Origin of the sequence: Nonomuraea sp. NPDC048881, assembly GCF_040649795.1 — a bacterium.
Classification (GTDB): Bacteria; Actinomycetota; Actinomycetes; order Streptosporangiales; family Streptosporangiaceae; genus Nonomuraea.
This window is the reverse complement of sequence record NZ_JBEZGC010000006.1, coordinates 209,485-224,553: the sequence shown is the minus strand read 5'-3', so window position 1 is coordinate 224,553 and position 15,069 is coordinate 209,485. Positions and strand designations below refer to the sequence as shown.

The 15,069-nt window shown below is 69.8% G+C and carries 12 protein-coding genes; 11 read left to right on the top strand and 1 reads right to left on the bottom strand.

Annotation, left to right across the window (positions count from 1 at the left end):
- Nucleotides 1-27: 27 nt before the first annotated feature.
- The 8 genes from AB0C33_RS23110 (at nucleotide 28) to trxA (ending at nucleotide 8,953) form a co-directional block, all read left to right on the top strand.
- Nucleotides 28-552, top strand: a complete 525-nt coding sequence (locus AB0C33_RS23110) for a YbaK/EbsC family protein (RefSeq protein WP_358291220.1) — start codon at nucleotides 28-30, stop codon at nucleotides 550-552.
- A 44-nt stretch (nucleotides 553-596) separates the two neighbouring features.
- Nucleotides 597-2,705 (top strand): DUF6049 family protein, encoded by a 2,109-nt coding sequence (locus AB0C33_RS23105; RefSeq protein ID WP_358291218.1) that lies wholly within the window; start codon nucleotides 597-599, stop codon nucleotides 2,703-2,705.
- Entirely contained in the window at nucleotides 2,702-4,306 is a 1,605-nt protein-coding gene (gene murJ, locus AB0C33_RS23100) for a murein biosynthesis integral membrane protein MurJ (RefSeq protein ID WP_358291217.1), read from the top strand. Before AB0C33_RS23105 ends, murJ begins: the two co-directional genes overlap by 4 nt.
- A 230-nt stretch (nucleotides 4,307-4,536) precedes the next feature.
- Nucleotides 4,537-6,054 carry a protein kinase family protein gene (locus AB0C33_RS23095; RefSeq protein WP_358291216.1) on the top strand — a complete coding sequence of 506 codons (1,518 nt, stop codon included), beginning with the start codon at nucleotides 4,537-4,539 and terminating at the stop codon, nucleotides 6,052-6,054.
- Between the two features lie 16 nt (nucleotides 6,055-6,070).
- The gene (sigM, locus tag AB0C33_RS23090) at nucleotides 6,071-6,706 is read left to right on the top strand and encodes an RNA polymerase sigma factor SigM (RefSeq protein ID WP_352322958.1); all 636 of its coding nucleotides are present in this window, start codon (nucleotides 6,071-6,073) and stop codon (nucleotides 6,704-6,706) included.
- The gene (locus AB0C33_RS23085) at nucleotides 6,696-7,571 is read left to right on the top strand and encodes a zf-HC2 domain-containing protein (RefSeq protein ID WP_358291214.1); all 876 of its coding nucleotides are present in this window, start codon (nucleotides 6,696-6,698) and stop codon (nucleotides 7,569-7,571) included. Before sigM ends, AB0C33_RS23085 begins: the two co-directional genes overlap by 11 nt.
- Nucleotides 7,572-7,695: 124 nt before the next feature.
- A complete protein-coding gene (gene trxB, locus AB0C33_RS23080) occupies nucleotides 7,696-8,628 on the top strand; it encodes a thioredoxin-disulfide reductase (protein WP_358291212.1) in 933 nt (310 codons plus the stop codon).
- 10 nt (nucleotides 8,629-8,638) lie between these two features.
- Nucleotides 8,639-8,953, top strand: coding sequence for a thioredoxin (trxA, locus tag AB0C33_RS23075; protein ID WP_352322961.1), 315 nt, complete (start codon nucleotides 8,639-8,641; stop codon nucleotides 8,951-8,953).
- A 77-nt stretch (nucleotides 8,954-9,030) separates the two neighbouring features.
- Here the strand turns inward: trxA and AB0C33_RS23070 are convergent, their stop codons facing one another.
- On the bottom strand, nucleotides 9,031-9,648 hold the full coding sequence (locus tag AB0C33_RS23070; protein WP_358291210.1) for a GNAT family N-acetyltransferase: 618 nt from the start codon (nucleotides 9,646-9,648) through the stop codon (nucleotides 9,031-9,033).
- 269 nt (nucleotides 9,649-9,917) lie between these two features.
- On the opposite strand from AB0C33_RS23070, the gene AB0C33_RS23065 reads away from it, so the two are divergent.
- The 3 genes from AB0C33_RS23065 (at nucleotide 9,918) to AB0C33_RS23055 (ending at nucleotide 14,605) form a co-directional block, all read left to right on the top strand.
- Nucleotides 9,918-11,150, top strand: a complete 1,233-nt coding sequence (locus AB0C33_RS23065; protein ID WP_352362288.1) for a PLP-dependent aminotransferase family protein — start codon at nucleotides 9,918-9,920, stop codon at nucleotides 11,148-11,150.
- A 129-nt stretch (nucleotides 11,151-11,279) separates the two neighbouring features.
- A complete protein-coding gene (locus AB0C33_RS23060) occupies nucleotides 11,280-12,236 on the top strand; it encodes a D-alanine--D-alanine ligase (RefSeq protein WP_352362290.1) in 957 nt (318 codons plus the stop codon).
- Nucleotides 12,237-13,558: 1,322 nt separating this feature from the next.
- A complete protein-coding gene (locus AB0C33_RS23055) occupies nucleotides 13,559-14,605 on the top strand; it encodes an aminotransferase class V-fold PLP-dependent enzyme (protein ID WP_358291208.1) in 1,047 nt (348 codons plus the stop codon).
- The last annotated feature ends 464 nt before the right edge of the window (nucleotides 14,606-15,069 follow it).

The window sequence follows — 15,069 nt, the reverse complement described above, 5'->3', positions numbered from 1 at the left end:
GAACAGGGCGAGACGGAGGAGGACTTCATGAAGGACGCCCTCGCGATCCACCGCTGGCTCCTCGCACACCAGGTCCATCATGAGATCGTACGCCTTCCGCGCCCCATGACTTGCGCGGAGGAACTGCCGGAGACGGTCCGCGCGGAGCCCGGGCGGTGCGTCGTGGTCACCGTGTTCGACGTCGCCACCAGGATCGGCAGCGAGGTCGTCGTCGCCGTCGTCGCCACCGCGGCGACCCCGCCCCAGCCCGGCGTCGTCGGGGGCCTGCTGGGCGCCCGCCAGGTGCGGCCGGCGCCGGCCTTCCTGGTCAACTCGGCCACCGACTACACCGACGGGCTCGTCTGCCCGCTGCTGCTGCCGGAGTCGCTTCCGGTGCTCATCGACGACCGGCTCGTCGCCGACGACATGGCGGTCTTCACCGCCACCGGCGAACGGCACACCGCGCTCTGTCTTCGTGCGCTCGACCTGCTGAATGTCCTCACCGGCAAGACCGTCGACCTGCGTACGCCCCGACCGCGGGGAACACGCGAGGCGGTCGCGCCGCGGCACTGAACCCGTACCATTGCGGGCGTGCGCCGTCGTACCCCAGCTCTGGCATGCGTGTGATCCGTAAGATCGCGCTGCTCGCCGTGATGTCCGTCGCGTCGCTCGCCCCCATGGTGGCGGCGGCGCCGAACTCTGCTGCCACGGTGGAGGCGGCGCGGGAGACGCTCTCGGTCTCCATCACGTCGATCACGCCACAGGTGACGCGCAGCCCGACCGACGAGATCAAGTTCACCGGCACGGTCCGCAACGACACCGGAACCGCGCTCGGCCCCCTCCGCGTACGCCTGCGCTACACCAGCGAGCGTTTCTACGACCGCGCCTCCATGGCGGCGTACCAGAGCGACCAGAACAACGCCACGCTGCCCGGAAACGTCTCCCGCACCTCGGCCATGGACATCCCGGCCCTGGCCGTCGGCGGGCAGGCCACCTGGACGTTCACGGCGACCCCGATCCAGCTGGGCTACCGCGCGTTCGGCGTCTACCGGATCGCCGTCGACGTCTCCCAGAACGAAGTGCCGATCTCGGCGCAGCGCACATTCCTCACCCATGCCCCGCCCACCACGCCGAAGCTGCCGCGCAACAAGCTGGCCGTCGCCCTGCCCGTCATCGACCAGCCCCACCGGGGCTCCGACGAGACGTTGTTCGTCGACGACAAGCTGAGCCAGTCGCTCAGCGGCAAGGGCCGCCTGGCCGACCTGGCCCGCATCGCGCAGACGGCGCCGAAGAGCGTCACCTGGTTCGTCGAGCCGTCGCTGCTCGACGACCTGAAGGCGATGACCAAGGGCTACCACGTCAAGACCAAGAACGGCACAGAAGGCAAACCGGCCAACGACACCGCCGGCACCTGGCTGTCCACCATGAGCACGGCGCTGGCCTCCTCCCCCGTCATCGCCACCCCCTACGGCGACCCCGACGTGGCGGCCCTGGCCCATCAGGGGCTCGACGCGCAGCCCGGCCGGGCGATCGAGCTCGGCGGCCAGACCGCCCGGGCGCTGCTCAACCGCAACGCGCAGACCTCGATCAACTGGCCGCCCGCGGGCGTGCTCGACGCCGACGCGCTCGACCTGCTCTCGGTCAGCCCCGGCAAGGTCACCACTGTCCTGCTCAACTCCACCAACCTGCCGCCGCAGCCGCCCGTCGCCCACACGCCCGACGCCGCCGCCACCGTCGACAGCGTCGCCGGCCCGATCAAGGCCCTGGTCGCCGACGCCGAGCTGAGCCGGCTGTTCGAGCCGACCGCGCCCACGACGGTCCTGCTCAGCACGCAGCGCTTCATCGCCGAGACCGCGATGATCGCCGCCGAGGCCGGGCAGGTCGAGCCGCGGTCGCTGGTCGTCGCGCCGTCGCGCCGCTGGGACCCCAACCCGACGCTGGTCACCAGCCTGCTGAAGACCGCGGACAAGCTGCCGTGGCTCTCGCTGACCAAGCTCGAATCGATCAAGCCGAGCAAGGCGGCCACGCCGCGGGCCGAGCTCACCTACACCGAGCAGGACCGCAAGGAGGAGCTGAGCGCCAAGTACCTGGCCCCCGTCAAGGAGGTCGCCACGCAGGCGCAGCTCACCGCCTCCGTCACCGCCTCGGTCGCCGGGACCAGGACGCCCTCGGCCTTCGACGCCGCGGTGCTCAGGCTCACCTCGTCGGCCTGGCGCAACAACACCCGCGCCGGCCGCGCGGTGACCAAGCTCGTCGGCACGGCCGTGGACGAGCGCATCGACAAGATCCAGATCACCGACGCGCCGCGGACGCTGGCCGGCAGCAACGGCGTGGTCCCCATCAGCGTGAAGAACTCGCTGGACAAGCCCGTCACCCTGTACATCGACGTCAAGTCCAACGACCGGAGGCGGCTGCAGATCCAGCCCGTGCCGCCGGATCCGCTGGTGATCGGCGGCAACCAGAGCGGCACGCTGCAGGTGAAGATGGACGCCAGCACCAGCGGCGACGCCACCGTCACCGTGCAGCTGCGCACGATCGACGGCCTGCCCTACGGCAAGCCGGAGCGACTGACCATCCGCACCACCGGCTACACCGGCATCGCCCTGGTCATCGTGGGCGCCGCGCTGACGGTGATGCTCGCCGCCGTCGTGACGCGGATCCTGCGCCGCCGGTCCGAGCGACGGCTCGCGCGAGCGGGCAAATCCCGGGAGAGTGAGACCGTATGAGCCGCATGCTGCGGGCCAGTGCCATCATGGCGGCGGGCACGATGGTGTCCAGGGTCACCGGGTTCGCCCGCACGATGGTGCTGGCCTACGCCATCGGCACCGCGGCGCTGGGCGACTCCTACAACGCGGCCTACGCGATCCCGTACAGCATCCTCGACCTGCTGCTGCTGGGCGTGCTGAGCAGCGTGGTGGTGCCGATGATCGTCCGGGCGCAGCAGCACGACGCCGACGGCGGCCGGGCCTACGAGCAGCGCCTGCTGACGCTGGCCACCGCCGTGCTGGTCGTGGTGGCCGTGCTGGCCGTGCTGGGCGCGCCGCTGCTCATCGACCTGTACACCGACTGGGACCGCGGCAGCATCAAGTTCGAGACCGGGGTCATGCTGGCCCGGTTCATCCTGCCGCAGCTCGCCTTCTTCGGCATCGGCGCGGTCGCCGGCGCCATCCTGAACACCCGCGACCGCTACGGCGCCCCCATGTGGGCGCCGGTGCTCAACAACCTGGTCGTCATCTGCGTGTTCGTGGCCTACGCCGTGGTCGGCAGCGGGTCCGACATCGAGGCGGTCACCACCGGCGACCTCGCGCTGCTCGGTCTCGGCACCACGGCGGGCATCGTCGCCCAGGCGGTGGTGCTGATCGTCGCGCTGAAGCGGGTGGGGTTCTCGTTCGTGCCGCGCTTCGACGTGCGCAACGCCCGGCTGGGCGAGATGGGCAGGGCCGGGGTCTGGACCATCGGCTACGTGGTGGTCACCCAGCTCGGGTTCATGCTGACGACCAACCTGGCCAGCTCGGCGGGCAACGAGGTGGCCGGCCACGGCATCAGCCCGTACACGCTGGCGTTCCAGCTCTTCCAGCTTCCGTACGGGATCATCGGCGTGTCGGTGATCACGGCGATGCTGCCCCGGATGAGCCGGGCGGTGGGCGAGGGCCGGCTCGACGACGTGCGCAGCGAGTTCGGGTCGAGCGTGCGGCTCATCTGCTCGCTCATGGTGCCGGTCTCGCTGCTGCTGATGGTGCTCGGCCCGGCGATCACCGTGCCGATCTACGGCCACGGCGCCAACAGCGTCGCCGACGCCGTCTACATCGGGAACGTGTTGCAGGTCTACGGCCTGGCGCTGGTGCCGTTCGCGGTGTTCCAGCTCCTGCTGCGGGTGTTCTACAGCTTCGGCGACACCCGTACGCCGGTGTTCGTGGGGGCCGGCACGACCGCGGTCAACGCGCTGCTCATGGTGATCTTCTTCGTGCTGCTGCCCGCCCGCTACGCGGTGATGGGCCTGGCGCTGGCGTACGCCGTCGCGTACGGGCTGGGCGCGGTCCTGGCCTGGACGCTGGCCAGCCGCCGCGTCCAGGGCCTGGGCGGCTGGACCATCGGCACGGCGCTGACCAGGATGTACCTGGCCTCGCTGCCCACGGCCGTGCTGGGGCTGCTCACGGTCTGGGTGGTCACTCAGCTGTTCGGTGGTCTCGGTTTCGTCAACTCGCTGATTGTCCTGGCCGTGGGTGGTGGGCTGGGACTGTTGCTCTATCTCGCCGTCGCCCACAGGATGCGCATAGCGGAGGTCAACTCACTCGTTGGTATGGTCGCCAGACGCGTAGGTCGGTAGTAATTGGGAAATCCGGCATATGGACGGACTTGACCACGACGGCTGACGAGTTTCCCGTTGGCAAAGAACGCGGGCGGAATCGACTCGGCACTACCATGGTGCCCGACACGCGCGAATGGAAGCAGGAGGGGCGTGGGCGGATCCACCCGGCATAGCGTGCCTACGTGGGACACCACCACGCAGGTGAGTCGAGTCATGAGCACGCCCGATCGGCCTAGCGGAGAGAGCCTGTGAGCACGTCGGCCGTGGAACCCGGCACCCGACTGGCCGAGCGCTTCCGGCTGGAGGACCGCGTCAGCGAGTCCGACGGCGCGACCCTGTGGAAGGCGATCGACGAGATCCTCGCGCGCCCGGTGGCGGTGCACACGTTCGGTCCCGACTTCCCGCGCGTGCACGAGGTCGTCACCGCCGCCCGTGCCGCGAGCCGGCTCACCGACCCGCGCCTGACGCAGGTGTTCGACGCCGCCGAGGACGACAAGCACTCCTACGTGGTCAGCGAGTGGGTCACCGGCGAGACGCTGACCGACCTGCTCGCCGCCGGCCCGCTGGAGCCCGAGCGCGCGGCCGGTCTGGTGGCCGAGGCCGCCGAGGCGCTGGCGCACGCCCACGAGGCCAAGCTCTACCACCTGTGCCTGCGCCCGTCCCACCTGGTCTGGACGACGGGCAACACGGTCAAGGTGCTCGGCGTGGCCGTCGACGCCGCGCTGTCCGGGCTCACCACCGACCAGCCCGCCCTCGACGACGCCGAAGGGCTGGGCAGGCTGCTGTACGCCGGTCTGACCGGCCACTGGCCCGGCGACGAGGAGGAGGGCGGCCTGCCCGCCGCTCCCATGATCGACGGGCACTTCTGCTCGCCGCGGCAGGTCACCGCCGGCGTCCCCAACTACCTGGACACCGTCACGGTCCGCGCCTGCCTTCCCGAGTCGCGCAAGGGCCAGGGTGCGCTGTCGAGCCCGTCCGAGGTCGCCGAGGCGCTGGCCGACGTGGCCCGGCCCATGCCGATCGCCATCTCCTACCCCTCGACGCCGGCGGTCGCCTCCGCCTCGCACACCGAGGGCCTCGACGTCGCCCACCGGCAGCAGCGCACCATGCCGCCACCGCCGCCCGTGCCGCGCCGGCCGCCCAACCAGGGCGGCGGCAGCGTGCTCAACCGGGTGCTGATGACGCTGGTGGTGCTGCTGGTCATCGCCGCCGTGGGCGTCGGCGCCTGGACGATAGGCCGCAGCCTCGGCAGCCCCGCCACCCCCGAGGCGTCGGTCAGCCCGACCACCGGCAAGTCCTCCGCCTCGGCCTCGGCCCAGGCCGTCAAGCCCGACAAGGCCAAGGGCTTCGACCCGCTCGGCGACGACGGCGACGAGAAGTCCGACATCGCCGAGCTGGCCATCGACGGCAAGCCCAGCACGGCCTGGACGACCCAGAGCTACGGCAACGCCGAGCTGGGAAACCTCAAGAAGGGCGTCGGCCTGCTGCTCGACATGGGCAAGTCCATGCAGATCAGCGACGTGGTGGCTACGCTGGGCAAGGCCGGCGGCGCGAGCGTCGAGCTGAAGGTCGGCGACTCCCCCGAGCTCGGCTCGCTCAAGACCGTGGCGACCCAGAAGAGCGCCTCGGGCAAGACCACCCTGACCCCCGACGACCCGGCAAGCGGTCGGTACGTTTTGATCTGGTTTACGCGCGTTCCGGCAGATGCGGGCCAGTTTCGTGGCACCATCTATGAAGTAGTGGTGCATTCTCCCGGATCGGCATAAATCAGGAATCTCTCTTGTGAACTCCCCACCCGAGACACCCTCACCAGCGGAGCGGCCGGCGATCACAGACGCCGAGCTGCTCACCGCGCACATCAACGGGGATCCACACGCGTTCAGCGAGATCGTCAAAAGGCACCGTGACCGCATGTGGGCGGTGGCGCTGCGTACTCTCGGTGACCCTGACGAGGCGGCGGACGCCGTTCAGGACGCGTTCGTCTCCGCATATCGCAAGGCCGCCTCGTTCCGAGGTGAGGCGGCCGTCACCACCTGGCTCCACCGCATCGTCGTCAACGCCTGCCTCGACCGGATGCGGCGCAAGTCCGTCCGTCCGGTGGCCGACGACGAACTGATCGAGGCCGCCGAGCGGGACAGCCCGCTCCCCGACCAGACCGTCGAGCGCGAGGTCTCGATGGAGGTTTCGGCCGCTCTGAAACTGCTGCCCGCCGACCAGCGGGCGGCTCTCGTGCTCGTGGACATGATGGGGTATTCCGTCGAAGACGCAGCTCAGGTGCTTCAGGTGCCCAGCGGCACCGTGAAGAGCAGATGCGCGCGGGGGCGCGCGAAACTTGCCCCAATTCTTTCGCATCTGCGGAACCGTTCGGACCTCAATCGCGTCTCATCCGCGAAGGGAGCAGAACTTCGTGACGGGTGATACGCACTACGATCTTGAGGTCCTGGCCGAGCTGGCAGAGGATCTCTTGGACGCCGCGACGGCACGCCGGGTCCGCGAGCATCTCGCGGTCTGCGACCCCTGTGGGGAGCTGCTGGCAGACCTGGCGGCGGTTCGCGAGGTGCTCGCGGCGACCCCAACACCGGCCATGCCGATGGGCGTCGCACTGCGCATCGACAAGGCGCTGGCCGCCGAGGCGGAGTCCCGCCGCGGGGGCGTCGACCTCGTGGAGGCACCGGACTGGGACAGGCTCATGCGGGACTCCCCGTGGGAGCAGCCGGCGGCGGAGACGCCCGAGCCGGTACGTCTCGGGGTGGTCTCCGACGACGGCACGATCGTCCCGGCCCGGACCAGGTCGGTACGGCGGCGCAGGTGGGCCATGCCCGCCGTGGCGGCGTCGGCGGCGGCCGCGGTGGTGGTCGGCACGCTGGCGGTCTCGGGCGGGTTGCTGGCCGGCGGGGGCGGACCGGGCGGTTCGTCCGGGCCCACGGTGGCGCAGCCGATGTCGCCGTCGAAGCCGTCCCACCAGCGGGCGAGGGCCTACGCGCTGACCGACAGCAACTACAACTACAGCGACCGGGAGCTGCGCCAGCCGCTGCTCGGGTACTTCGGCGCCGCTCCGGCCCTCGAAGGCCCCACGGACACCGCCAGGGTCGACCGATGCGTCGGCAAGGTGGCCGCCCGATCGAAGCTGAAGACGTTCGCGGTCGACCAGGGCCAGTACAACGGCCAGGAGGCGCTGATCGTGGCCTCCTGGAAGGACCAGGCCGCCAAGAAGCTGCGCATCGACATCGTCGACCCGTTCAACTGCAAGAACCTGCGCAAGCCCACGTTGGGCCGCTGGTAATCGAAAGCCCACGTCAGAGCCCGCTTCGGCGGGCTCTTTCGTTTTGCGGGCAGGGCCGGGAATCAGCGCGGCCTAGGATCTGTTGAGCCCGAAGCAAACAGCAGACGAGGAAGGCGTGGGAGCGTTGAGCGACGTTCGTAACGTGATCATCATTGGGTCGGGCCCTGCGGGCTACACCGCGGCCGTCTACTCCGCGCGCGCCGAACTCAAGCCGCTGGTCTTCGAGGGCTCCGTGACGGCGGGCGGTGCGCTCATGAACACCACCGACGTGGAGAACTTCCCCGGTTTCCCCGACGGCATCATGGGCCCCGACCTGATGGACAACCTGCGCAAGCAGGCCGAGCGCTTCGGCGCCGAGCTGGTGGCCGACGACGTGGTCGAGGTCGACCTGGAGGCCAACCCCAAGGTCGTCAAGACCCACACCGACACCTACTACGCCAAGTCGGTGATCCTGGCCATGGGCTCGGGCTACCGCGAGCTCGGCCTGGAGAACGAGAAGCGCCTGTCCGGCCACGGCGTGTCCTGGTGCGCCACCTGCGACGGCTTCTTCTTCCGCAACAAGGACATCGTGGTCGTGGGCGGCGGCGACACCGCCATGGAGGAGGCGACGTTCCTGACCCGGTTCGGGCGCATGGTGACGGTCGTCCACCGCCGTGACGAGCTGCGCGCCAGCAAGATCATGCAGGAGCGCGCGTTCGCCAACGAGAAGATCCGGTTCGTCTGGGACTCCGAGGTCGTCGACGTGCTCGGCGACACCAAGGTCGAGGCGGTCAAGCTGCGCAACGTCAAGACCGGCGAGGAGTGCGAGCTGGCGACCGACGCGCTGTTCCTGGCCATCGGTCACGACCCGCGCACCGACCTGGTCAAGGGCCAGGTCGAGCTCGACGACGACGGGTACGTCAAGGTCGCCTCGCCGTCGACCGCCACCAACATCGACGGCGTGTTCGCGGCCGGCGACGTCGTCGACCACACCTACCGCCAGGCCATCACCGCGGCCGGCACCGGCTGTGCCGCCTCGCTCGACTCCGAGCGCTGGCTGGCCAACAACGAGAAGTAAGGAGCGCACCGTGAAGGCAGTTACCGACGCCACGTTCGAGACCGAGGTCCTCAAGAGCGACAAGCCCGTGCTGGTCGACTTCTGGGCCGAGTGGTGCGGCCCGTGCCGTCAGGTCGCGCCCATCCTGCAGGAGATCGCGAACGAGCACGGCGACAAGCTTGAGATCGTCAAGCTGAACATCGACGAGAACCCCGAGGTTCCCCGCCAGTACGGCGTGCTCCAGATCCCCACGATGAACGTCTACAAGGGGGGCGAGGTCGTGAAGCAGATCATCGGCGCCAAGCCGAAGGCCATGCTGCTCCGCGAGCTCGACGGCATCATCTAGTCGCCCTCATGTGAGAGCCCCCTGCGGCGGTGCCCGCGGGGGGCTTTCGTTTGCCCTTCTTCGGCCCCCAAGAGCCGTCAGACGGGACGAAGGGCGCGCTCCGGGCTCATGGACCCCAGAAGGCGTTCGAGGGCCACCTCGACGTCCTCACGCCACGAGATGGCGCTCTTCAGCTCCAAACGCAGGCGCGGAAACCGCAAATGCGGTCGAATCGTCTTAAAACCCACAGAAAGCAAGTATTCAGCAGGAACTACACAACTAGGCTCTTCCCACTTCAGGTCGCCGAACGCCTCGATGGCTTTCACCCCGCGCCGGGTCAGATCCTTCGCCACGCCCTGGATCAGCATCCGGCCCAGCCCGCCGCCCGAGAACTCGGGGATGATGTGGGCCGTCATCAGCAGCACCGCGTCGGCGCTCACCGGCGAGGTGGGGAAGGCCAGCGAACGCGGGCTGTAGAGCGGCGGGCTGTAGAGGACGAACCCGGCCGGAACCCCGTCGACATAGACGATTTTCCCGCAGCTCCCCCATTCCAGCAGCGTGCCGGAGATCCAGGCCTCCTTCTCCAGCCCGGAGTCGCCGGAATGGATGGCACGCTCGCCGCTGACGGGATCGAGCTCCCAGAACACGCACCGCCGGCAGCGGCGTGGCAGATCTTCGAGATTGTCCAGGGTTATGTTGACCAGCCGGCGCGACAACTACGGCCCCTATCGTCGACCCAGAAAAGCGCGCGAAAACCGCGTCCGTTGGTGGCATGGTAGCTCAGTGAAGATGCAGCCAGCGGATACCACGACGGTCGAGCCCGGTCACGAAGGACATGTCCGACTGGCGTAATCTGGTATTTCGGTCCGATATGACACCTAGGAGGTGGGCCGTGACGGAAGAGCTGGATCACGGTCAGACACCCGCGACCCAAGGGTCGCGCATCGACGCCTACGTCGACCGGTATGCCGCGCGAGCTACCGGGATGGTCGCCTCCGAGATCCGAGCTCTCTTCGCCGTCGCGTCGAGACCCGAGGTGGTCTCGCTCGCCGGCGGCATGCCGTACGTCACGGCGCTCCCCCTCGACATGGTCGGCGAGCTGGTCTCCGACCTGGTCACCACGCGCGGCACGGTCGCGCTGCAGTACGGTTCCGGCCAGGGTGACCCGCACCTGCGCGAGCAGATCTGCGAGGTCATGCGGCTGGAGGGGATCGAGGCCGGGGCGAACGACGTCGTCGTCACCGTCGGTTCACAGCAGGCGCTCGACCTGATCACCCGGATCTTCATCGACCCGGGCGACGTCGTGCTCGCCGAAGGCCCCTCGTACGTCGGGGCCCTCGGGACGTTCTCCGCCTACCAGGCCAAAGTGGTCCACATCGCCATGGACGATCAGGGCATCGTGCCCGAATCGCTGGCGCAGACCATCTACGCGCTGGAGACCGCCGGAGCTCCCGTCAAGTTCCTCTACACGATCCCGACCTTCCAGAACCCGGCCGGCGTCACGCTCAACCTGGCCAGGCGGCAGCAGGTGCTCGACATCTGCCAGCGTGCCGGCATCCTCATCATCGAGGACAACCCGTACGGGCTGCTCGGCTTCGACGGCGAGCCCATGCGCGCCCTGCGCGCCGACAACCCCGACGGCGTGGTCTACCTGGGGTCGTTCTCCAAGACGCTCGCCCCCGGCTTCCGCGTCGGCTGGGCGCTCGCGCCGCACGCCATCCGCGACAAGCTGATCCTGGCCATGGAGTCGGCCGTGCTGTCGCACTCGGTGTTCACGCAGCTCGCCGTGGGCCAATTCCTGGCCACGCAGCCGTGGCGGGAGCAGATCAAGTCCTTCAAGGAGCTCTACCGCGAACGGCGCGACTCCATGCTGGACTCCCTGGAGGCCCTGATGCCGCCCGAGGTCACCTGGACCCGGCCGGCCGGCGGCTTCTTCGTCTGGGCGACCCTGCCCGAAGGGCTCGACTCCAAGGCGATCCTGCCGCGGGCCGTGGCCGAGCGGGTGGCGTTCGTGCCCGGCACCGGGTTCTTCTCCGACGGCAGCGGCGCCCGGCACATGCGACTGTCCTACTGCTTCCCCGAGCCCGACCGCATCCGCGAAGGCGTCCGGCGCCTGTCCGGGGTGATCGAGCAGGAGATGCAGCTCCGGGACATGTTCGGCACCGGCTCCGGTCCCGAGCGGGCCGGCGTTGACACGCCGGGGCCCGAACTGGCCTAGCTTTCCTCGGTACGGCCGGCGCTCCCCGGGGACGGGGACGCCGGCCGTACTCGTGTGCGGGCCTCACCTACACCATTCGCCGCCAGCCGCCGGTACGGTTGGACGCGTACGATCAGCGGAGGAGATGTGATGAGCGATCTGGGCCACGTGCTCGTGCTGGCCGGGGGCCTCTCCTATGAGCGGGAGGTGTCCCTGCGCTCCGGCCGCCGGGTGAGCGAGGTGCTGCGCGCCACGGGCATCGACGTGGAGGCCCGCGACACCGACGCCTCCCTCGTGCCCGCCATCCTCGCCGACCCGCCCGAGGCGGTGTTCGTCACCCTCCACGGCGGCGCGGGCGAGGACGGCGCGATCCGTTCCGTGCTCGAACTCCTCGACGTGCCCTACGTCGGCGCCGGCCCCGACGCCTGTCGCGTGGCCTTCGACAAGCCCACCGCCAAGGCCGTCGTACGCTCGGTCGGCCTGCGCACCCCCGAGTCCGTCACCCTCCCCAGGGAGACCTTCCACGACCTCGGCGCCACCGTCGTGCTCGGCCGCATCATCGACCGGCTCGGCCTTCCCCTGTTCGTCAAGCCCGCCCGCGGCGGCTCGGCGCTCGGCGCGTCCATCGTCCGCACGGCCGAAGAGCTGCCCGCCGCCATGGTCGGCTGCTTCGCCTACGGCGACACCGCCCTCATCGAGCGGTACGTCGAGGGCGTCGAGGTGTCGGTCTCGGTCGTCGACCTCGGTGAGGGGCCGGTGGCGCTGCCCGCCGTGGAGATCGTCCCCGACGCCGGCGTCTACGACTACGCCGCCCGATACACCGCCGGGCACACCGAGTTCTTCGCCCCCGCCCGCCTCTCCGCGGCCGCCGCCGAAGCCTGCGCCCGGATGGCCGTGACGGCGCACACGGCGTTGGGGCTGCGGGACATCTCCCGTACCGACCTGATCGTGGACGCGTCCGACGATCCGCACTTCCTTGAGGTGAACGTGGCGCCGGGGATGACGGAGACGTCGCTGCTGCCGATGGCGGCGGAGGCAGCGGGGCGCGACCTCGGCGACCTCTGCCGCACCCTCCTCCAAAACGCCGCCCACCGCCCCCGCCCCTAACCCCTCTCCTCTCACGGCGGATGTTCTCCTCCGCCGCACGGCGACTGGTCTTCTCCGCCGCGCGGCTGCTGCCTTCTTGTCGGGCCGCGGGGGCCACCCATTGCCCGCGGCCCGACAGCCCCCTTGGCCCGTCAGGCGATGACCGCTCCCGTCATCGCACGGCTGCCGCTCCCTCGCCCCTCGTGCTACGCCGCCCATTGTCCGCCGCACAACAGCCCCATGTCGGTCAGGGAACTACCGCCCCCGTCCCGCCGCGCGGCTGCCGCTCCCTGGCCCCTTGTGCTGCGCTTCCCGTTGCCCGCCGCACGACAGCTCTATTCGTCCGCCGGGCGACCACCGCTTTCGTCTCCTGAACAGCTGTCCCCTCATCCTCGCGCGGCTGCTGCCCTTTGTCGTGCCGTGAGCGCCGCCCGTTGCCCGCCGCACGACAGCCCCTCTATTCCGTCAGGCGACTACCGCTCGCTTCTCCCACACGGCTGCCGCTCTCTTGTCCCCCGCGCGGCGCCTCCCGTAATCCGCCGCACGGCAGCTCTCTTCCCGCCAGGCCACTACCGCCCTCGTCTCCTGAACAGCTGTCCCCTCATCCCCGCGCGGCTGCTGCCCTCTTGTCGTGCCGTGAGCGCCGCCCGTTGCCCGCCACACGACAGCCCCCCCTTTTCCGTCAGGCGACTACCACTACCGTCCCGCTGCGGGGCTGCTGCTTTCTCGCCCCTTGTGCGGCGGCCTCCCCTCGCCCACCAGGCGACCACCGCTCGCTTCTCCCACACGGCTGCCACTCTCTTGTCGCCCGCGTCGTGCCTCCCGTAATCCGCCGCACGACAACTCTCTTCGTCCGCCAGGCCACTACCGCTCGCGTGCTCCGCATGATGCTGCTCCTGTCCCCGCGCCCACCATCTCGCGCGCCGAACTGACGGCGCCTTCTTGAGGGCCTGCTTCCCTTGTGCTCTACTGCGCCGGAGCCGCATGCCTCGACCTGACCGCTCCTCCTCCCCTCCCCACAGGCCGCCCCACTCCCCGACGGGGCGGCCCCGCCCTCCTTTCGATGCCTCGACTGGTTGCGGCCGCTAACTCATGGACAGCATCCGTGGATCCTTTGGCGGACACCGTCGACCTCCCCGCCGTGCCAACCGCCGCCATGCCGCACAGGCGACCGGTCGCACCCGCACTGCTCCAGAACCTTCGCCAACGGCCACCGGATGAAGCATCAGCGCGACGCCGACGGGAGACATCACCGCCAACGACTCACGAGGCATCCGCGAGAACCGCCCCGGCGGCCGCGCCCCTCACAGCCTCCGCCCAAGCGCCTTGCATAGCCTTACGGTGTGCCGATCAATCCCGCTCACCCGAAGAGCTTCGCCAGCGACAACCACGCCGGCGTGCACCCAGACATCCTCAACGCCATGACCGCCGCCAACCAGGGAGACGCCCCCGCCTACGGCGACGACACCTGGACCTCGACCTTCGAGCACAAAATCAAGGAAACGTTCGGCCCCGCAGCGGAAGGCTTCGCCGTACTCAACGGAGCCGGCGCCAACATGGTCGGCCTGGCCCTCATGCTCGGCCGCTACGACGCCGTCCTCTGCGCCGACACCGCCCACATCGCCACCCACGAAACGGGCGCCACGGAACGCCTCCTGGGCGTGAAGCTCCGAACCGTCCCCACCCCTCAGGGCAAGCTCCACCCGGACGACATCAAGGCCCATCTCCACCTCATCGGCCAGCACCACGAGCCCCAACCGGCGGTCGTCTCCATCTCCCAGGTGACCGAGTTGGGCACCTGCTACTCCCCCGCCGAGATCGCCGCCCTGGCCGAAACGGCCCACGCCTCCGGCCTACGCCTCCACGTGGACGGCGCCCGCCTCGCCAACGCCGCCGCCCACCTGGACTGCTCCCTGAAAGCCATCACCACGGACGTAGGCGTGGACGTCTTCAGCTTCGGCGGCACCAAGAACGGCGCCATGGCCGCCGAAGCGGTGGTCGTCCTGGACCCGTCCCTGACGGACGCGGTCCCCTACCTTCGCCGCCAGTCGCTGCAGCTGGCCTCCAAGATGCGCTTCGTCTCAGCCCAGCTCTCCGCTCTCCTGACCGACGACCTCTGGCACCGCAACGCCTCCCACGCCAACCAGATGGCACTCCGTCTGGCGGACGGTCTCGCGGACGTCCCCGGCGTCACCCTCGCCTACCCCGTGGAGTCCAACGCCGTCTTCGCCACCCTCCCCCACGCGATCTCTGAATCCCTCCTGGAGACCTACCTCTTCCACTACTGGGACGAGGCCGCAGGCACGGTCCGCTGGATGACCGCCTTCGACACCACCGAACAACATGTGGACGACTTCCTGGCCGCCCTCCACAAGACAGCCACCCCTTAGCCTCCGCCGCCACCGTTTCACGTGAAACACCCCCCCGGCCGGAGTCCCGCAGGCGTTTCACGTGAAACGCGTCCACTCACCCCTCCAGAGACGGATGCCTAGGGCGTGGGACGTGAAGGGCCGCCCCCCGAGGCCCGACCCGGGAAGAGGTCGAGGCTGAACAGAACCCGCCAGGCGCGACCCCAGCCGCGGGACTTCGACGCGAACGAAGCTGCCGAGCAATCATCACCCGGCACTAAGCGAGCTACGCAAGAGCCGGGCAAACCAAGGAGCCGAAGAACCGAGCCGGCAGGGCGAACTGAGAAGCCGGGGCGCCGCGCAAGATGGGCGAGTCGGGGCGCCACGCAAGCTGGAGCGCCGCGCGAGCCGGAGCGCCGCGCGAGCCGGAGCGCCGCGCGAGCCGGAGCGCCGCGCGAGCCGGAGCGCCGCGCGAGCCGGAGCGCCGCGCGAGCCGGAGCGCCGCG

What these genes read in the sequence shown, in the direction of transcription:
- AB0C33_RS23110 (WP_358291220.1), top strand. Translation starts at nt 28, where the DNA reads ATGAAGGACGCCCTCGCGATCCACCGCTGGCTCCTCGCACACCAGGTC.
- AB0C33_RS23105 (WP_358291218.1), top strand. Translation starts at nt 597, where the DNA reads ATGCGTGTGATCCGTAAGATCGCGCTGCTCGCCGTGATGTCCGTCGCG.
- murJ (WP_358291217.1), top strand. Translation starts at nt 2,702, where the DNA reads ATGAGCCGCATGCTGCGGGCCAGTGCCATCATGGCGGCGGGCACGATG.
- AB0C33_RS23065 (WP_352362288.1), top strand. Translation starts at nt 9,918, where the DNA reads ATGGTCGCCTCCGAGATCCGAGCTCTCTTCGCCGTCGCGTCGAGACCC.
- AB0C33_RS23060 (WP_352362290.1), top strand. Translation starts at nt 11,280, where the DNA reads ATGAGCGATCTGGGCCACGTGCTCGTGCTGGCCGGGGGCCTCTCCTAT.